This is a genomic window from Gloeobacter violaceus PCC 7421 (assembly GCF_000011385.1).
GTDB classification, from domain to species: Bacteria; Cyanobacteriota; Cyanobacteriia; order Gloeobacterales; family Gloeobacteraceae; genus Gloeobacter; species Gloeobacter violaceus.
Genome location: NC_005125.1, coordinates 1086490 through 1105915, shown reverse-complemented (window position 1 = coordinate 1105915; position 19426 = coordinate 1086490). Strand labels below are relative to the sequence as shown.

Annotated in this window: 16 protein-coding genes; 12 read left to right on the top strand and 4 right to left on the bottom strand. The window is 59.9% G+C overall.

Annotated features, from left to right (window positions below; all coding sequences use genetic code 11):
- Window positions 1–38: 38 nt before the first annotated feature.
- The 10 genes from lipA (at window position 39) to topA (ending at window position 10434) form a co-directional block, all read left to right on the top strand.
- Window positions 39–935: a lipoyl synthase gene (lipA, locus tag GLL_RS05335; protein WP_011141031.1), complete on the top strand. Its 897-nt coding sequence runs from the start codon at window positions 39–41 to the stop codon at window positions 933–935.
- A gap of 96 nt (window positions 936–1031) precedes the next feature.
- Window positions 1032–1343: a co-chaperone GroES gene (gene groES, locus GLL_RS05330; protein ID WP_011141030.1), complete on the top strand. Its 312-nt coding sequence runs from the start codon at window positions 1032–1034 to the stop codon at window positions 1341–1343.
- A gap of 19 nt (window positions 1344–1362) precedes the next feature.
- Entirely contained in the window at window positions 1363–2991 is a 1629-nt protein-coding gene (gene groL / locus GLL_RS05325) for a chaperonin GroEL (RefSeq protein ID WP_011141029.1), read from the top strand.
- Between the two features lie 144 nt (window positions 2992–3135).
- Window positions 3136–3435: a hypothetical protein gene (locus tag GLL_RS05320; protein WP_164928658.1), complete on the top strand. Its 300-nt coding sequence runs from the start codon at window positions 3136–3138 to the stop codon at window positions 3433–3435.
- A 9-nt stretch (window positions 3436–3444) separates the two neighbouring features.
- Entirely contained in the window at window positions 3445–4521 is a 1077-nt protein-coding gene (locus GLL_RS05315) for a class I fructose-bisphosphate aldolase (protein WP_011141027.1), read from the top strand.
- A 50-nt stretch (window positions 4522–4571) separates the two neighbouring features.
- A complete protein-coding gene (locus tag GLL_RS05310) occupies window positions 4572–5129 on the top strand; it encodes a phycobiliprotein lyase (protein ID WP_164928657.1) in 558 nt (185 codons plus the stop codon).
- Between the two features lie 81 nt (window positions 5130–5210).
- Window positions 5211–6368: a magnesium/cobalt transporter CorA gene (corA, locus tag GLL_RS05305; protein ID WP_011141025.1), complete on the top strand. Its 1158-nt coding sequence runs from the start codon at window positions 5211–5213 to the stop codon at window positions 6366–6368.
- Between the two features lie 158 nt (window positions 6369–6526).
- Window positions 6527–7726 (top strand): DUF262 domain-containing protein, encoded by a 1200-nt coding sequence (locus GLL_RS05300; protein WP_164928656.1) that lies wholly within the window; start codon window positions 6527–6529, stop codon window positions 7724–7726.
- Between the two features lie 14 nt (window positions 7727–7740).
- A complete protein-coding gene (locus GLL_RS05295) occupies window positions 7741–8403 on the top strand; it encodes a HEPN domain-containing protein (protein WP_011141023.1) in 663 nt (220 codons plus the stop codon).
- A 69-nt stretch (window positions 8404–8472) separates the two neighbouring features.
- On the top strand, window positions 8473–10434 hold the full coding sequence (topA, locus tag GLL_RS05290; RefSeq protein WP_011141022.1) for a type I DNA topoisomerase: 1962 nt from the start codon (window positions 8473–8475) through the stop codon (window positions 10432–10434).
- 21 nt (window positions 10435–10455) lie between these two features.
- Here topA and GLL_RS05285 read toward each other — a convergent pair whose 3' ends face one another.
- From GLL_RS05285 to GLL_RS05270, 4 genes are all read right to left on the bottom strand, one after another.
- Entirely contained in the window at window positions 10456–12219 is a 1764-nt protein-coding gene (locus GLL_RS05285; RefSeq protein WP_011141021.1) for a ribonuclease J, read from the bottom strand.
- Between the two features lie 58 nt (window positions 12220–12277).
- The gene (gene dapA / locus GLL_RS05280) at window positions 12278–13159 is read right to left on the bottom strand and encodes a 4-hydroxy-tetrahydrodipicolinate synthase (protein ID WP_011141020.1); all 882 of its coding nucleotides are present in this window, start codon (window positions 13157–13159) and stop codon (window positions 12278–12280) included.
- A complete protein-coding gene (locus GLL_RS05275; protein WP_164928655.1) occupies window positions 13156–14169 on the bottom strand; it encodes an aspartate-semialdehyde dehydrogenase in 1014 nt (337 codons plus the stop codon). Before GLL_RS05275 ends, dapA begins: the two co-directional genes overlap by 4 nt.
- Window positions 14170–14268: 99 nt before the next feature.
- On the bottom strand, window positions 14269–17661 hold the full coding sequence (locus GLL_RS05270) for a response regulator (RefSeq protein WP_011141018.1): 3393 nt from the start codon (window positions 17659–17661) through the stop codon (window positions 14269–14271).
- Between the two features lie 247 nt (window positions 17662–17908).
- On the opposite strand from GLL_RS05270, the gene GLL_RS05265 reads away from it, so the two are divergent.
- On the top strand, window positions 17909–18283 hold the full coding sequence (locus GLL_RS05265) for a hypothetical protein (RefSeq protein ID WP_011141017.1): 375 nt from the start codon (window positions 17909–17911) through the stop codon (window positions 18281–18283).
- Window positions 18284–18412: 129 nt separating this feature from the next.
- Entirely contained in the window at window positions 18413–19423 is a 1011-nt protein-coding gene (locus tag GLL_RS05260) for an extracellular solute-binding protein (protein WP_164928654.1), read from the top strand.
- Window positions 19424–19426: the final 3 nt, after the last annotated feature.

The following is a 19426-nucleotide window of genomic DNA, read 5'->3' as shown; positions in this document are numbered from 1 at the left end:
CTGTGCGTTACACTCGCAGATGTCGTCCGCGAATTTTTATGGTCACCAAGCCGGACTGGCTCAGGGTCAAAGCGCCGCAGCGCGAGCGGGTGGGAGCAGTTAAAGACATCCTGCGCGACCTGGCGCTCAACACCGTCTGTGAGGAAGCTTCTTGCCCAAATATCGGCGAATGTTTCAAAGCCGGGACGGCAACGTTTCTGATCATGGGACCGGCCTGCACGCGGGCTTGCCCTTACTGCGACATCGATTTTGAGAAATATCCCAAGGCCCTCGATCCGACCGAACCCGAGCGGCTCGCACAGGCCGTGCGGCGGATGGGCCTGCGCCATGTGGTGATTACCTCGGTCAACCGCGACGATCTGGCCGACGGCGGCGCTCTGCAGTTTGCCCGCTGCATCGAAGCGGTGCGCCGGGTCATGCCCCAAACGACCATCGAAGTGTTGATCCCCGATTTTTGCGGCTCCGAAGCGGCCCTCGATATCGTGATTGCCGCCCATCCACAAGTAATCAATCACAATACCGAGACCGTCCCTCGGCTCTACCGGCGGGTCAGACCCCAGGGCGACTACGGACGCACTTTGCAATTGCTCGAGCGCGTTCGCGCCAAAGCATCCCACATCTACACCAAGTCGGGCCTGATGGCGGGCCTTGGCGAGAGCGAAGCGGAAGTGCTCGCGGTCATGGCAGATCTGCGGGCCGTCTACTGCGACATCCTGACCATCGGCCAGTACCTGCAGCCCACCCCCAAACACCTCAAAGTCGAAGCCTTTGTCGAACCGGCGCTTTTTGAGCGCTGGCGGCGGGCGGGCGAAGGGATGGGCTTCTTGCAGATGGTCTCCTCGCCCCTGACGCGCAGTTCCTACCACGCCGAGCAGGTGCAGCGACTGATGCGCTCCCACCCCCGGACCCCCAAAAATCAGCACTCGCCGGAGTAAAGGGTTAGCACTCTCGGGTCTTCAGTGCTAAACTCTGTGCTTGGAAGGGAGTCGTTCCTTCCACAAAGACTTTAGTGAGCTGTAAGAGAGGTTTGCATGGCAACGATCACGTTGGCTACGACGACACTGCGCCCCCTGGGGGACCGTGTGTTGGTCAAGGTGGTAGAGCAAGAGGAGCGGACCGCCGGGGGTATTTTTCTGCCCGACACCGCCAAAGAGAAGCCCCAGACCGGTGAAGTGGTCGCCGTGGGGCCGGGCCGTCTCAAAGACGACGGCACCCGGGTCGACCCGGAGGTGAAGGTGGGCGACACCGTGCTGTACGGCAAATATTCCGGCACCGACCTGAAACTTGGCGACGCCGAGTACATGCTGGTGGCCGAAAAAGACATTCTGGCAATCGTGGCTTAATCGGGGAGAGAACACAATCATGGCAAAGCAAGTCGTATTCGATGAGACCGCCCGCCGCGCCCTCGAGCGCGGCATCGACGCCCTCGCCAACGCGGTGCGCGTCACCCTCGGCCCCAAGGGCCGCAACGTCGTACTTGAGAAAAAGTTCGGCGCGCCCCAGATCATCAACGACGGTGTGACGATCGCCAAAGAAATCGAGCTTGAAAATAAGCTCGAAAATACCGGCGCCCAACTGATCAAAGAAGTCGCCTCTAAGACCAACGATGTGGCGGGCGACGGCACCACCACCGCCTGCGTGCTGGCCCAGTCGCTGGTCAAAGAGGGTCTCAAAAACGTCGCCGCCGGTTCCAACCCGATGAACCTCAAGCGCGGCATGGAGAAGACCGTCCGCCACCTGGTGGCTGAACTGGAGAAAGTCGCCAAGCCGGTCGAAGGCTCCCAGGCGATCGCCCAGGTCGCGGCCGTCTCCGCCGGCAACGACGATGAAATCGGCGAGATGATCGCCCGCGCCATGGAGACCGTCGGCAAAGAAGGCGTGATCACCGTCGAAGAATCGAAGTCCCTGACCACCGAACTGGAGGTGACCGAGGGCATGCAGTTCGACCGCGGCTACGTCTCGCCCTACCTGGTTACCGACCAGGAGCGCATGGAAGCGGTCTTCGACGAGCCCTTCTTGCTGATTACCGACAAAAAGATCTCGATCATCACCGACCTGGTGCCGATTCTTGAAAAAGTCGCCCGCGCCGGCCGACCGCTGGTAATCATCGCCGAGGACATCGAAAAAGAAGCCCTCGCCACCCTCGTAGTCAACAAGCTGCGCGGCGTCCTCAACGTGGCTGCCGTCAAGGCCCCCGGCTTCGGCGACCGGCGCAAGGCGATGCTGCAAGATATTGCGGTGCTCACCGACGGCGAAGTGATCTCCGAAGACACCGGCATCAAGCTCGAGAACGTCACCACCGACCAGCTCGGCAAGGCCCGAAAAATGACGATCACCAAGGACAACACCACGATCGTGGCCGAGGGCAACGAAGCCGCCGTCAAGGCCCGCTGCGCTCAGATCAAGCAGCAGATCGAAGAGACCGACTCCGAGTACGACCGCGAGAAGCTCCAGGAGCGCCTTGCCAAGCTCTCGGGCGGTGTGGCGGTGATCAAAGTCGGTGCGGCGACCGAGACCGAACTCAAAGACCGCAAGCTGCGCATCGAGGATGCCGTCAACGCCACCAAGGCGGCCATCGCCGAGGGGATCGTCCCGGGCGGCGGTACGGCGCTGTTGCACCTGGCGGCCGGTATGGGCGGGTTCATCGACAGCCTGAGCGGCGAAGAGAAAATCGGGGCGCGCATCATCCAGAAGGCCCTCGAAGGTCCCCTGCGCCAGATCGCCGAGAACGCCGGCCTCGAAGGCTCGGTGATCGCCGAGAAGGTGCGCAACTTGGAGTTCAACTTCGGCTTCAACGCGATGACCAACGAGTATGAGGACCTGGTCGCCGCCGGGATCATCGACCCGGTGAAGGTGACCCGCTCGGCACTGCAGAATGCCGCCTCGATTGCCGCGATGGTGCTCACCACCGAGTGCATCGTGGTCGACAAGCCCGAGGATGATAAGACCCCGGCCGGTGCCGGCGGTGGCGGCATGCCCGACTTCGACTGATCTGCGTCAGCTTTCAGGTATCAGTAAGGGCACCCCGATGCCTGAAACCCGACAGTTCAGAATCCCCGGCCGATCGGCCGGGGATTTTTTGTAGGACCGCGTGCTAAAACGGGAGTGACTTGCCGCCGTCTTGAGGAGACTTCGATGCTGAAGCGTGCCGCTCTGTTGCTGCTGGCTGTTCCTGTGCAAGCGATGAACGTGGCGATGGCCGGACATTTTCTGAATCTGGTCAACCCCCAAGATTCCGCGATGCTCGACGTGGCCCCCATAGAGCAGGCTGCCGAAGAGTACGAGTGCCCCTACGCCCAATCCGAACCCTACACTTCGGTGCACATTGGTTCCGACGGCAGCGTCTCGGTCTACTACGGCAGCGAAGGGTACGACACCTACGGCGAAGAAGCCGAAGAAGAAACCGCCGAAGAAGACATTCAGGCTCTGGAGTAGCCTCCTGCCATGCTTTCTATCGCCGATATCGAAGAGCTTTTGGGCAAAGAAGCCGAGTCGCTGCTGACCCACGAGTGCAAAGGCATCGTCAAAGATCAACTCCACCTGCCCGGTTCCGACTGGGTGGACCGGATCATGAGCTTTTCCGACCGACCGATCCCGGTTCTGCGCAGCCTCCAGGCGTTGCTGGCTCATGGGCGGCTGGGCGGAACCGGTTACCTGTCGATCTTGCCGGTCGACCAGGGCGTCGAGCACTCGGCGGGGGCATCTTTCGCCCCCAACCCGATGTACTTCGACCCCGAGAACATCGTGCGTCTGGCCGTCGAAGGCGGCTGCAACGCGGTGGCTTCCACCCTCGGCGTGCTGGGGATCGTGGCACGCAAGTACGCCCACAAGATTCCATTTATTCTCAAGATCAACCATAGCGAACTGCTCACCTACCCCAACAAATCCGAGCAGATCCTCTTTGCAAGCGTCAGACAGGCCCGCGACATGGGAGCGGTGGCCGTAGGAGCAACGATTTATTTCGGTTCGCAAGACAGCGGTCGCGAGATTGTCGAAATTTCCCAGGCGTTCCAGTTGGCCCACGAGCTGGGTATGGCCACGATCCTCTGGTGCTATTTGCGCAACAACGCCTTTAAGATCGACGGCGTCGATTACCACACCAGCGCCGATCTGACCGGCCAGGCCAATCACCTTGGGGTGACCATCGAGGCCGACATCGTCAAGCAAAAATTGCCCACCGTCAATGGCGGCTACGAAAAACTCAACCTCCAGTCGAGCTACGGTCGCTTCGACAAACGCATCTACACCGAACTGACCACCGATCACCCCATCGATCTCACCCGCTACCAGGTGGCCAACGGCTACCTGGGCCGCATCGGCCTGATCAACTCGGGGGGCGAATCCGGCAAGGGTGACGACCGTGCCGAGGCGGTGCACACCGCCGTCATCAACAAGCGCGCCGGCGGCATGGGCCTCATCAGCGGCCGCAAGACTTTTCAGCAGAAGACCCTCGCCGACGGTGCGGCCATCTTCCACGCCATTCAGGATGTCTATCTAAACCAGGACGTGACGATCGCCTAGAGTCTCCCACCCCATCTAAAATGGGCGACAGACGGGCGGGAGGTCTGATCATGACAACAATTGACGAATTTTTTGACGCTTGCCTGGGCAAGTGGTCCATCGAGCGCACTTATCACTACCTGGGCGACGCCGAAGGCCGGGTGGAGCGCTCCCACACCAACTACGACATCCGCCCCCTCACCACCGACCGCCAGCACAAGGTGCTCGCCGACAACGAACGGCCCACCGATGCGCCGGAACCGCTCTACGGCTTTTATCTGGCCTTCGATACGGTTTCAGATCGCGGCGAAAAAGTGGCGATGGACCTGAACATCCTCTTCGTGCCGACCCAGATCGAGGAGGGTGGCTTCCTCGAAGGCGACTATTTGCGCGATCGGGCCTACGAGGAGGCCCGTCCGATGGTGTCCCACTTCCGCTACGACCCCGAGCGCGCCGAACTGCGGATGACGACGCGCTACACCCGCGTCGTCTCGGTCGATTCGATCACCCTCGTGCAGCCGGACCTGCGCATCCGCCAGATCCAGAACTTCCGCCGCCCGCAGTTCGACAGCCTGCCGCTTCGGGAACTGGAACTGGTCGGTTTCGGCGTCGAGAAGAAAGTCAGCTAAGCCGGTAGCGTCCGGTTTGTCCCGGGTGCCGGCCGGCCCATGCCTCTAGAATTGGGTGGTGCCCTTCAGAGTGCGGCCGCCATGCGAGACCGGAAGCCGGAAGCCGGAGAAGCAATGGGTTCCGACGAGGATGAGTCCTACGTCGATTACCATTACGACGACCCCGGTACCATGCCGGGAACGCTCAGCATCGACAAAAACGCTCCACCGCCCGAGATCCACCTCATCGATTACGATGCCGAACAATCCACCGGCCGCAGGGTGGAAAATCCCGAGGAACTGACGCCTTACCTGGACAACCACTCGGTCTCGTGGGCCGACGTGCGCGGCTTCGGCAGCGAGGACATCCTGCGCCGCCTGGGCAAGGTATTCGGGCTGCATCCGCTGGTGCTCGAAGATATCGTGAATGTGCCCCAGCGCCCCAAGGTGGAAGAATACAAGGATCACTTGCTGATTATCGCCAGGATGGTCTGTCCCACCTCCGAAACAGCAGAAGAATTTTTCAGCGAACAGGTGAGTTTGATCCTGGGCAAAAACTATTTGCTCACGGTCCAGGAAGAAGCCAAATTCGACGTCTTCGGCCCCGTGCGCGAGCGCATCCGCACCGCCAAGGGCATCATCTGCAATCAGCGCGCCGACTACCTGGCCTACACGCTGCTCGATGCGATCATCGACGGCTTTTACCCGGTGCTCGAAGACTTCGGCGAACGCCTCGAGGAACTCGAAGCGGAGGTGGTAGAAAACCCCACCCGCGCTACCCTTGAGAGAATCTATCTGCTCCGGCGCGAACTGCTCATGCTGCGGCGCGCCATCTGGCCCCAGCGCGATGTGATCAACGCCCTCATCCGCGATGCCAACCCGCTGATTGGCGAGGAGGTGCGCCTCTACTTGCGCGACTGCTACGACCACGCCATCCAGATCATCGATATGGTGGAGACATACCGGGAACTGGCTTCGAGCCTGACCGACATCTACATGTCCTCGGTGAGCAACCGTATGAACGAGGTGATGAAGACCCTCACGGTGATCTCGGCCATTTTTATTCCGCTGACCTTTATCGCCGGGGTTTACGGCATGAACTTCGATCCCGAAAAATCCCCCTGGAACATGCCCGAACTGGAATGGTACTGGGGCTATCCGTTCAGCCTGGTGCTGATGTTCATAGTGGCCGTGGGTCTGGTCGTCTATTTTTGGCGGCGGGGCTGGTTTGAGAGCTTCTCCTCGCAGAGCAAAAAGTGAGATATTTGGACACGTAAGGGTTAGGATTTCAAGTCATAAAATTCGTGTCTTTAACTGAAGCTTTGCAAAAAATCTTTAAGATATGCTGCATTTTCCAGCAGTATATAACGCTAATCCAGATGTGTTAGTCTTGCATTACTAAATCGACTATGAGTCATATGGAAGCAATCCTTTTCGAGGTTCCCGAAAGCGTCATTAATATCGAGGAAGCAAATCAAGATACCATTGAGGATATCGCTCCTGAAGATCAAGATCTTTCAGAGCTGATTGTCTACTCTAGGGATTGGACTGTTGAAACAATTGTTAGTCAAATACAGAAAGGAAACATTGACTTAAATCCTAAATTTCAGCGCCGTAATGCCTGGAGCGATGATAGAAGAAGCAAGTTAATCGAATCCCTAATTGTCGGCATCCCAGTGCCTGAGATTGTTTTCGCAGAGGATAAGGAGCTCAAAAAGTCATTTATAGTCATTGATGGTAAGCAACGCCTTCTAACCATTGCTGGCTTTTTTGAGCCTGATAAGTTTAACTACTGGAACGATCCGAAACTTAAAAATCTACTTCTTAGAAAAGATTTAAATAGTGTCACCTATGCCCAACTAAAAAGCCGAGCAAGCCTAAGCGAAGATTATAGACGATTTTTAAATGCTGACATCCGGTGCACCGTTATATCAAACTATGCATCAGATGATATTCTGTACGATATTTTTTACAGACTTAACACTGGCTCTTCCCCATTAGCTACTCAGGAACTTCGGCAAGTTCTGAAAAAAGGCGCATTTGCTGACTACTTAATTGAGATTACCAACAGCTATCAGTTGTTGCACGAAGTACTTAGGCTCAGAGGCTCTGATCCTAGGCTTCAGGATGTCGAGATTCTGCTTCGTTTTTTTTGCATTTCTTTATTCCCTCATCAATACAAAGGAAATCTGAAAAAATTTCTTGATGATTCAATGGCCGCTATCACAAAAAATTGGTCTCAGTGTAAACCCAAAGTAGATAAACTATATGGGGACTTTAACATAGCCCTGGCGCGGCTGTCTGAGATACTCACTGTACAACACATTGGAAGGAAATTCACGGGTGACAAATGGGAGGCAAGATTTAACAAGGCTTTGTTTGAAGTTGAAATTTATTACTTTTGTAGACTTTCTGATGCACATGCAACCATTGAAAACAATGAGCGATTTCTTGAAAAGTTCAAGCAGTTGTGTGGCAATAATCCAGTGTTTCGAAGTTCAATTGAGTCGACTACCAAAAGCTTGGACAAATACGAAACGCGCTATAGCTTATTCCAGGAGCTAGTTAATGATGCGTACAATTGTGAAATCGATGACGTTCCTGTGAGAAATCGTTAAGACGGAAAATAGTGATGCCGAGTACCTCCACCATAAAGGAGCAGTTAACAGCAGTCTACGACGATTTGTTCAAACAGCTATCAGATATAGAGGATGCATTGATTAAGCAGTTCTTTCAAACCGATCCTACTGCTGATCCTGTTGATCCTCAAGAATACGATTTTCATGTCAAGTCGTACTGCATCCTTGCACATGCAGCCTTAGAAGACTACTTTGAGAGTGTAGTGCTGAAAATCATGCACCATAGCTGCAATGTCTGGTTAACGTCACAGAAAGCGACGGAGCCTCTACTCTATCTTTTATGCTTTTATGGTTCCAGGCCGAAGATCAAAGTTGATGATCGCGAAGATGAGAAAAGTTGCTACTCATATTTGAAAGAAAATATCGACAGCATTGTCAGTGCCTTCTCAAAAGAAGTTAATAATAATCACGGTATTTCCCTAAAATATCTGAAGAAACTACTGCTACCTGTTGGTTTGAATATCATGAATGAAACCAGAGTCATAGAGTCCTTAAATAGATTGGCTAAATATAGAGGAGATGTAGCCCATAAGGGAATTGTGAGAAGCTTTCTATCGCCAGAAGATGCAAGAGATCAAGTTGCAGACTGTTTGGAATTGTGTGAGCATATTCATCAAACTGCACTAAACAAGATGCAAGATATAAATTTTGTATAATCCTAACAACATCTAGATCAACAACTTAATTTTGCGGGACTATCGCGCTGTTCGGGTGTAAATTTGTGAATGATGCGGCTATTGATTTGCGAAAGTCCAGGTAAGATCAAAACTTTTAAGGCAATTCTCGGCGCGGGCTGGGACGTGCAGGCGTCTTTGGGTCATGTCATGGAGTTGGCCAACGACGGTGCCGATCACCTGGGGTTCGATGTCGGCCCCGAGGCGATAACCTGCCGCTACGTGCCCCGCGGCGAGCGCGGGATGGCGACGCTCAAGAAACTGCGCACAGCGGCGGCTAAGGCCCAGGAAGTGTATCTAGCCACCGACCCCGACCGTGAAGGGGAAGCGATTGCCTGGCATTTGGCACGGGAGTTGCGCCTCAAATCCCCCCGGCGCATCCGCTGTACTCAGATCACTGAGGGAGCCGTGCGCACAGCCCTGCAATCACCCGGTCGCCTGGATATGGACCTGGTGAGCGCCCAGCGCGCCCGGCAGTGCCTCGACAAGCTGGTGGGCTACAAAGTTTCGCCCCTGCTCTGGAATGCGACCGGCGGCAAGAGCGCGGGCCGGGTCCAAAGTGCGACGCTGCACTTTGTGTGCGAGCGCGAACGGGAGATTATCGCCTTTGTGCCGGTCGATTACTGGTCGGTGTGGGTCGAGTACGCCCCCGGCTGGCGGGCTTACTACCAAGGGGACGTGCAGGAGACGCCCGAGTCGACCGAGGCGACCGACGACGCCAAATCGAACAAAGAAGCGCCCCCCGCCGAATCGACCCGGGTGCTGAGCGAAGCGGAGGCCGACCGGCTGGTCGCCTTGGCGCGCAGCCACCCCCACGCTGTCGAGCGCGTCGAGCGGCGCACCGTTACGAAGATCCCCCCGGCCCCCTTCACCACCAGTACCCTCCAGCAGGCCGCTGGGGCATTGCTCAGCTACAACCCCGAGCGCACGATGGGTATCGCCCAGCAGCTCTACGAAGGCATCGACCTGCCCACCGGCCGCAAGGGGCTCATTACCTACATGCGCACCGACAGCGTCGAAGTGGCCCCCGAATTTGTCGAACAGGCGCGCACCTACCTGCAGATCAATGACCCCGACAATCTGCCCGCCCGCAGCGCCACGCACCGCTCCCGCGCAGGTGCCCAGCAGGCCCATGAAGCGATCCGCCCCACCGACGTCAGCTTGACGCCGCGCACGATCCGAGCGCACCTGAGCGAGGAGCAACTGCGGCTTTACGACATTGTCTGGCGGCGGGCGGTGGCTTCGCAGTGCGCCCCGGCCCGCCTGGCCAAGACAAAGATCTTGACCCGCTCCGGCCCGGTGCACTGGCAGGCTCTGGGCATGACCGTCGCCTTCGCGGGCTACACGCGCTACTGGAACGACCTGGAGGCGGCCCTGGCCCTACCCGCCCTCGAAGCCGGACAGAACCTGGAACTGCTGCGCTCGGCCCACGAAAAAAAGCGCACCCAACCGCCGCCGCGCTACAGCGAGCCGAAGCTGGTGCAGCTGATGGAGCGCAAAGGGGTCGGGCGGCCCTCGACCTACGCTTCGACGATCAAAACCCTCAAAGAGCGCGCCTACGTCGAACTGCAGGGCCGCGCGCTGGTGCCCACCGAGCTGGGTCTGGCCACCGACGCGCTGCTCGGGCGCACGCTGCCGGAACTGGTCGACAGCGCCTTTACCGCCCGGATGGAGACGGGCCTCGATGCGATTGCCGCAAGCCGCGAGCCCTGGGAAAAATATTTGATCGGCTGGAACACAGACTATCTGGTGCCGGCGGTGGCGCGCGCCCGCGCGGCGATTGCGGCGGAATTTCCGAAGCGTCCGGCCGCTCCACGCACAGCCCAAGCACCGCAGATTTCGCGCACCCCCTGTCCCCGTTGCCGCCAGGCGCTCTCGAAGGTACCCTCCAAAAAAGTCAAGCGGGGCTACTTTCTCAAGTGCCCCGCCTGTGCGGATTTGGTGATGTTCTGGAACCCCTGGCGCAAAATCTGGGAGCTTCCCAAGCCCAAAACGGACCCGCAAACTCCCTGACACTGCACCCCGAACCGGTCCCTACGCCGAGGTCGCTACAGCGAGCGGCAAACTGGTCACAGGAGCCTCCAGCGGCGTCTGCAGGAGCACCTGAATGAGCGGGTGGCTCTGGAGCATCTCGCGGGTCACCTGCTTGACGGTGCGCTCCAATAGCTGCTTGATCCCCATCCAGTCGTACTGGTAGCCCAAGGCGCCGGCTTCGAGCGGCTGGCGAAATTCGCCGAAGCGGCCCTGGGTGCGTTCGAGGGCGGTGCGCAGCATGTCTTCGAGGTTGCGCGTCTCGGCGGAGCGGGCCACCGCTTTGATCGAGATCTGGGGCCGGGCGGCAAAGGTTCCCTGGGGGGTGAGGGCGATCGCCACGGTCACAAAGCCGTCCTCAGCCAGGCGCTGGCGCTCGCGCAGGACGTTGCTGTTGACCATCGTCGAGCGGCTCGCGTCCACCAGGTCCACCCCGGCCGGGATGCGATCGACGACGCGCATCGACTCGGGGGTGAGTTCGACCACGTCACCGTTCTCGGTAAGCAACATGTTTGCGGCCGGTACGCCCATCTCCTGGGCGGTCTGGGCGTGGCGGCGGATCATCCGGTACTCGCCGTGGCAGGGAAAGAAGAACTTGGGTTTGGTGAGGGCGAGCATCAGCTTTTGATCTTCGATGGCCCCATGGCCGCTCACGTGAATGCCGCGCTCGCGACCGTAGACGACGTTGGCCCCCAGTTGCATCAGTTTGTCGATGACGCGCACCACCGAGATCGTGTTGCCGGGGATCGGATTGGACGAGAAGATCACCGTGTCGCCCGGCTGGATTTTGACCTGGCGGTGATCGCCACCCGCGATGCGGGTAAGGGCCGACATCGGCTCGCCCTGCGAACCGGTGGTGAGCACCAGCACCCGCTCGGCAGGCAGGCTATTGGCGGCCTGAACCGGCTGGAGGAGCGAGTCTGAAAAGTTGGGAATAAATCCCAAGGCCTTGGCCTTGGCGATCATGTTAAGCATTGAGCGGCCCACGACGCACACCGAGCGGCCCGTCTTCTGGGCGATGTCGAGCAACATGTGGATGCGGTGGACCGAAGAAGCAAACGTCGTCACGATCACCCGACCGGGGGCTTCTTTGATGTAGCGCTCGAGATTGGGGTAGACCGAGCGCTCGGAGGGCGTAAAGCCCGGCACCTCGGCGTTGGTCGAATCGCTGATCAGACACAGCACGCCCTTCTCGCCGTATTCGGCAAGCCGCTGGTAGTCGAATTTGCGGCCGTCCACGGGTGTATGGTCGAACTTGAAATCGCCCGTGTGCATCACCACCCCTACCGGGGTGTGGATGGCCAGGGTGTAGGAATCGGCCATCGAGTGGGTGTTTTGCAGGTACTCGACCAGAAAGTACTTGCCCACGCGCACGGTGCCGCGCGGCCCGACCGTCTGCAGTTGGGTGCGGCCCAACAGCTCCGCCTCCCGCAGTTTGTCTTCAAGTAGAGCCATCGCCAGGCGCGGTCCATGGATGACCGGGATGCGCAGCCGCTGCAGGTGATAGGGAATGCCGCCGATGTGGTCCTCGTGGCCGTGGGTGACCACCATACCGACGATTTTTTCCTGGTTTTCGATCAGCCAATCGATATTGGGCAGCACCAGGTTCACGCCGTGCATCTCCTCGGTCGGAAACGACAGACCCCCATCGAGGAGCATAATTTCGTCGTTGACCTGGAAGATCCAGGTATTCTTGCCGATTTCTCCCAGCCCACCGAGGGGAGTGATGCGTAGGGGCGAAACAGTCTGGTTCGGGCTTTCAGCCATATTATAAGGTTCCTTGTGTGCGGTGTTGTCGTGGTAAAGATGCGGTCGGACGGACCGCTCAGACCAGCAGTTCAAGCTGGTGCAAAAGCTTTTCAAGCCGGGAGCCGAGTTCCTCGCTCCCGGCGACGAGCGGCAGGCGCAGATGGTTGACATCCCAGCCCTGCAGGGCGAGGGCCAGCTTGACGGGAATCGGATTGGTCTCCCAAAAAAGCCCTCGAAAAAGCGGCAACAGGTGCAGGTGAATCCGGCGGGCTTTGTCGTTGTGGCCGTTCTCGAAGGCCCGGATCATCTGCTGGATGGGCTCTCCCACCAGGTGCGAGGCGATGCTGACCACACCCGTCGCCCCGACGGCAAGCATCGGCAAGGTCAGCGAGTCGTCGCCGCAGTAGATCACAAAATCCTCGCAGGTGAGCGCCCGGACGGCACTCACCTGGTCTAGGGAACCACTCGCTTCTTTGATGGCGACGATTCCCGGTACCTCGGCAAGGCGGGCGACGGTCTCAGGGGCGAGGTGCACGCCGGTGCGCCCCGGCACATTGTAGAGGATCACCGGCAGATCGCCCGCCTGGGCGACGGCGCGAAAGTGCTCAAAAAGCCCGTCCTGGGTAGGTTTGTTGTAGTAGGGGCACACCTGCAGCGTGCCGTCGAGACCCAGGGCTGCGGCTTTGCGGGTGGCGACGACCGCTTCGCGGGTGGCGTTGGAGCCGGTGCCCGCCACCACCTTGGCGCGGCCGGCCACCGCCCGGCGCACCACATCGAACAACTCGTACTCTTCTTCCCAACTCAAGGTCGGCGATTCGCCGGTGGTGCCGCAGACGACCAGGGTATCGCTGCCGTGGGCCGCCAGATAGTCGGCCAGTTTTTCGGCCTCGGCGTAATGGACATTACCCTCGCCGTCGAAGGGTGTGATCATCGCCGTGAGCACCCGACCGAAGCTCACCGCCTCCCTCCCGCCAACTGTTCGGCAATCTGGACGGCGTTGAGGGCCGCTCCCTTGCGGATCTGATCGCCCGAAAGCCACAGGTCCAGAGCCCCCGGACAGGAGAGATCCTCGCGCACCCGCCCCACCAACACCGCGTCCTGGCCGCTCGCCTCGACGGGCATCGGAAAGTGGTTGCGCTCCCAATCTTCGACCACCTGCAATCCCGGGGCTTCGCGCAACAGCGCCAGTGCCTCCGCCACCGGGAAGGGCTCTTCAAATTCGAGGTTGACCGCCTCGCTGTGGGCGCGCAGGACCGGCACGCGCACGCAGGTGACGGCAATGGGCAGGGCCGCGCTGTGAAAGATGCGCCGTGTCTCGTGGACCATCTTGCGCTCTTCCTCGCAGTAGCGGTCCGCTCCGATAGCCGAATTGTGAGGGAAAAGATTGAAGGCGATCGGGTGAGGAAAAACCTCGGCTGTGGGCACTTCGCCCGCCAGCACCTGGCGCGTCTGGCGTTCAAGCTCCGCCATGCCCGCCGCCCCCGCCCCGGAAGCCGCCTGGTAGGTGGAGACGACCAAGCGCTTCAGGGGCCGGCGCCGGTGTAGGGGCCACACGGCCACCACCAGCAGGATTGTAGAGCAATTGGGGCTGGCGACAATTCCGCAGTGGGCAGTCAGATCCGCCAGGTTAACCTCCGGCACCACCAGCGGCACCGCCGGATCCTGGCGAAAGGCGCTGGAGTTATCGACAAACACTCCCCCCGCTTCGACGATCACCCCGGCATACTGCCGGGCCACATCTGCCTCGGTGGCACCCAGGACAATGTCCTGGCCTTTGAGAGCCTCGGGCCTCAGCACCTCAACGGGCAGCGATTCACCGGCAAAATCAAGCAACTTGCCCGCAGAACGCTCCGAGGCAAGCAGCTTGAGACTGGCGAGGGGAAAGTGGCGCTCTTGTAATAACTTGACCATCTCGGTGCCCACTGCTCCGGTGGCTCCCAGAACAGCGACACGATATGCGTTTGTCAATCGGCCTCCTTAACGGGTTGGTCAGTGGTGCGTTTGGTCAAAAGAGTGGGCTGATAAATTTTTGATTTTAATGTTTTGTTGCACAACTATACACCCATTCTACAGGCTTCGGGTATCCGGTGTCAGCCTCTCTGCTCCGGCCGCTCTGGCCGTCTCAAGCTGTCGGCGCAGGGTGTCGTCGAGCAAGCTCAGCAGCTCGTCGATGTTCTGATCGCCTTTTTTGAGGATCTGTTCGGTCTGCTCGGCAAGCAAGGTTTGACGCTGCTGTTCGGTCAAATCCATGGCACTCAAAATGAGCACCGGCAACTGCCTGCCCCCCGGCATCCGGCGCAGTCGCCTGAGCACTTCGAAACCGTCCATCTGCGGCATCATCAAATCGAGGATGACCAGTTGCGGTCGGTGGCTTTCGAGGTAGGCGAGGGCCTCGTGGCCGGAGGCGGCCGGTTGCACACGGTAGCCTTCGTCGCGCAGGCAGGCGGCCAGGTACTCGCGGTTGTCGGCGCTGTCGTCGACGATCAAGATCGCATCGCCCTCGGGGGCGACCCGGCGGCGCTTGAGTACCGCGAGCAAACTTTCCTGGCCCACGGGGCGGGTCAGAAAATCCGCCAGTCCGAGCGGGATCGCCAGGCCCCGCTCGCCTGCGATGCTCTGCAACAAGATTGGAATACCGGCGGTAGTGGGGTCGGTCCGCAACTCGAAGAGCACCCCCCACAGATCGGTGCGCGGCAGGGTCGGATCGAGCACGATCGCATCGGGGCGTTCGGCTTTGGCAATCTGGATGCCCTCGATGCTGTCGGGGGCAAACAGCAACCGGTAGGAGCGCTCGGCAAGCCGGGTGGCCACCAGTTGCTGCACCTGCAGGTCGTGCTCAATAAACAGCACCTTCGGCGGCTCACCCGCCGAGCGCCCGGCAGGGATAACAGCAGGCCCGCAGGGCAGACGGACGGTGAAAGTGCTGCCCACGCCCGGGGTGCTCACCAACGAAATCTCGCCTCCCATCAGCGTCACCAACCGTTTGCAGATAGCCAGCCCCAATCCGGTGCCGCTGGCCTGGCGCGTCGCGGCCCCTTCCAGGCGGCTAAATTCGTCGAAGACTTTTTGTTGTTGGTCCGGATCGATGCCGACGCCGGTATCGCGCACCTCCAACTCGAAGCGGTCGGCCGCCGGGCGCCGGGCGCGCACTTCGACTTCGCCCCGCTCGGTGTACTTGAAGGCGTTGCTGAGCAAGTTGATCAAGATCGTGCGCAGTTGCTGCGGATCGGTCTCGACGGACCCTATGGATGGGTCGACGGCGATGCGCACCGACAGATTTTTTTGGAGCGCGAGGCTTTCGAGGGCGGCGTAGACCTCGCGCACGAATGGTTCGAGGGCGACTGGCTGGTAGCGCAACTCGACTTTGCCCGCTTTGATCTTGGCGAGATCGAGAATGTCGTTGACCAGCCGCAGCTGGATCTTGCCGTTCTGATAGACGCGGTCGAGTTGCAGCAGTACCTGCGGTTGCTCCTGCAGGTTTTTGTTGCGCAACAGCAGCTGCGAGAAGCCGATAATCGCGTTGAGGGGTGTGCGCAACTCGTGGCTCATTGAGGCCAAAAAGTTGTTCTTCTGGCGGTCGGCTTCGACGAGTTCCTGATTCTGGCTCTCGATCTGCAGCCGCTGCTGCTCGAGTTCTGCGTTGATGGCCTCCAGTTCGCTCTGCTGGGCTTCGAGTTCTTCGTTGGTAGCCGCCAGTTCGGTATTCAGAGCCTCCAATTCGCGAGCCTGCTGCACCAGGCGCCGCTCGCGCTCGCGCTCGACCGTCACATCGCGAAAAACGGCCACCACCCCATAGATGTTGCCACGGCCGTCTTTGAGCGGCGAAGCGCTGACCGACAACAGTACCGAGCGTCCCTGGCGGATCCGAATTTGCAAGTCGGCGCGCACCGTGGTGCCGAAGCGCACGGCGCGGCGAACCGGCACTTCCTGCGCTTCCAAAGGCTCGCCCTCCAGGGTGAACACCTCGAAGCGATTCTGCCAGTCGCTGTCGGTGAGATCTTGATCGGCAGGCAGACCCAGAATGCGCAGTCCCGCCGGGTTGATCAGTTGCGGATTGCCCCGGGCGTCGGCAATCGACACACCGTCGGACATCTGCTCGAACGTGGCTTCCAGGCGCGCCCGCGCTTCTTCGACGGCGCGCACGCTGCGGCTGTTGAGCAGGGCGACGGCCAGCTGACTTGAAACACTTTCGAGCAGGTTGCGCGCCATGGGAGCCAGGGGCTCCAGACCCGCAACAAACAGCACGCCCACCAGTTGCTGTTTGCTCAAAAGCGGCCAGGCGGAGAGGCTGCGCGGCTGCAGCGCGCCCGCGGGAGTCTCAAGGGAGAGCGGCTCCCCCGTGGGGGGGCTCTGCAGCACTACCGGGGCGCACCGGGATGCCGCCAGACCGACCATGCCTTCACCCAGGCGAATGGCAGGCGCCGGGGCGCTCAGACCCAGGCTGCTCTGCAAGAGCAGCCGCTCACCTTCGAGCAGATAGAGCGCCCCCAACTGCGACCCGGTCAGTTCCCCCAGGCTCTCGAGCAGCCGCCCGCACAGGCAGTCGAGGTCGATTTCTTCGACGATTACCGCATCGAGGACGCGCAGGCTGCCCAGAATGTCGCGCTCGCGCAATTCGAGGTTCTGGCGGCCGAGCCGCTCGGCCGTCTGGTTGAAGGAGCGGGCGAGCACCGCCAGCTCGTCGTCGTTTTCGATGACTTCAGCAGGTACCCGCGTCTGAAAATTTCCTTCGCCAAGGGCCACCGCCGCCGCCTCCAGCGCCGCAAAAGGCCGCCTTAGACTGCGCACCAATCCCAGGGAAATTGCCCCAGCCAGCAACCCGGCCATCGCCAGAAGCCCGATACTCAAGATTTCGCTCTGGTTCTGCCGCTCGCTGATCCGCGCTTCGAGCTGCGCAAAGAGCAGGTCATTGCGCCTGCGCACCTCCGCTGCCGCCTGGCGAAACCGGTCGAAGCGTTCTTTACCCTGGCGGCTGCGGCCAAGGTCCAGAGCCGCAGCCACATCGCCGCGCCGGAGCGATTCGATTTCGCCGGCGCGCACAAATTCGTACCAGCTCTCAGCCGCTTGTCCTGCGGCGTCGAGGGCGCTGAGCATCTGACTGCGCATCTGCGGGTCTTCGATGCGGACGGTGATCAGTTGCACGACCCGCCGGGCTTCTTCGAGGGAGCGCAGGTACTGGACCCGTCCCTGATAGAAAGGGGCGAGAAACTCCTCCTGGCGGGCCAGCAAAAATCCGCGCACGCCCGTCTCCTGATCGGTCATGCCCTCTTGCATCCGGTAGACGTTAATATTGAGTTCACGGCTGAGCCGATAGGACTGCCGGAGGTTTTCGACCTGATTGAATACCAGCCCATAATTGAATCCGAAGACCAGCAAAAAAACGAGCAGCAGCGAACCCAGGGTCAGCAACAGCCGCCTGGCGATTGAGCCTTTTCGTTGGGATTTAAATTTCGCAATCACCCGGTTCTCTCTCGTCCTACGCTTGGTCTATCTACCAAAAGGCAGATGCGGTGACTGACAGGTTGAAACCCAAGACTGCCGGAAGGCCAGTTCTGTGAAACCCGCGTGTTAACAGTATGCGCCCGCCGCATCGGCGGGTGCAACAAATGCCCACCGGTTGGTCCGTCAGGCTTAGCTTCACAAACTAGAACCGCTCCCGAATCCCCCGGCATCGCCGGGCGGTTGGACGTGCGCTAACATTTGGGTCATGGACTCTACCTGGTGGCCGCTGCTGGTGCTCGTTCCAGCCGGGGCGCTCTACTTCTACTTCAAGCTCACCGAGAAAAATCTGATGGGCAATTGGGCGGCGCTCATCAAGGACGGCGTCGCCTCGGCAATTGCCTTTGGGGCAGTCGGTCTTACTTTTTTTGTGGCCTATCCGGACGGCTGGCTGCACTGGCTGGGATTGGTACTTGCACTTTGGAGCCTCACCTACTGGGGGTCCGCCGCCATCAGCTACCGCAACTTGCGCACTGAGCGCAGCGGCGGCCGGGTGGAGCCCCCCTTCGGCGTGCGCACCCCGCCCAACCCCGCCCGACCCAACCGCCGACAGCGCCGCAGCAACCGCCAAAAGCGCCCCTAAGCGGCACAATTGACAATTAATTGCAGCAAGATTATAGTTTCACAGGCTACAAGAACGCCCCTTGCAACGCCCGTGGTCGCGGCGGTTGCGGGAGATGTTTTCGTGCGAATGAATGTTCTGGAGGTTGCTGTGTTCACGCGTCGACAAGTGTTGGGAGTGCTCGCCGTCGGTGGCCTGTTTACCGCGGTACCGTCGGTCGGTCTTGCCCAGGGGAGTGAGGAGTTGGTCGTCTATTCCGGGCGCAAGGAGCCGCTCATCCAGCCGGTGCTCGAGCGGTTCCAGAAGGAGACGGGTGTTCGGGTGGTGCTCAAAAGCGGGGATGCGAGCGCCCTGGCCAACCAGCTCCTCGAGGAGCAGAAGAACCCGCAGGCGGACGTGTTTGTCGCCAACGACGCCGGGGTGCTGGGTCGGCTGGGCAATCTCGGGGTGTTACAGCCCTACCAATCCGCTTCGATCGAGAAGATCCCGGCGCGCTACCGGGGTGCGGGCTGGGTGGGAGTCACCGGCCGTGCCCGCGTGATCATGTACAACAAATCGTTGATCAAAGAAGCCGACTTGCCCAAGTCGCTATTGGATCTGAGCGATCCCAAATACAAGGGCAAAATCGCCGCCGCCGGCACCGCCAACGAATCGATGCTGGGCCAACTGAGCGAGATGCGCCAGGTGCTGGGCGACGAGAAAACCCGCGAATTCGTCAGGAGCCTGGTGGCCAACCAGACGACCTTTCTCAAGGGCCACACCGATGTGCGCAAGGCGGTCGGACGCGGTGAATTTCCTTTGGGCATCGTCAATCACTACTACTACCACCTGCAACTGGCGGAAGGTTCGCCCGTGGGGGTCATCTACCCCGACCAGGGGGCAGGACAGATGGGGACGATGATCAACGTCAGCGGCGTGGGCATCGTCAAAGGGGCGAAGCACACCGCCGCCGCCCAGCGCTTCGTGGATTTTCTGGCCACCGCCCCGGCCCAGGAAATCTTCGCCCAGGCCAATTACGAATTTCCGCTGCTGCCGGGGGTGCAAGCCCAGGCAGGGGTGCGTTCGCTGGGCGATTTTAAAGTCACCCAGGTGCCCCTGTCGGCCCTGGCCAAAGAGGTGGACGGTTCATTGAAGCTGGCCAACGGTGCCGGTATGCCGTGAGCA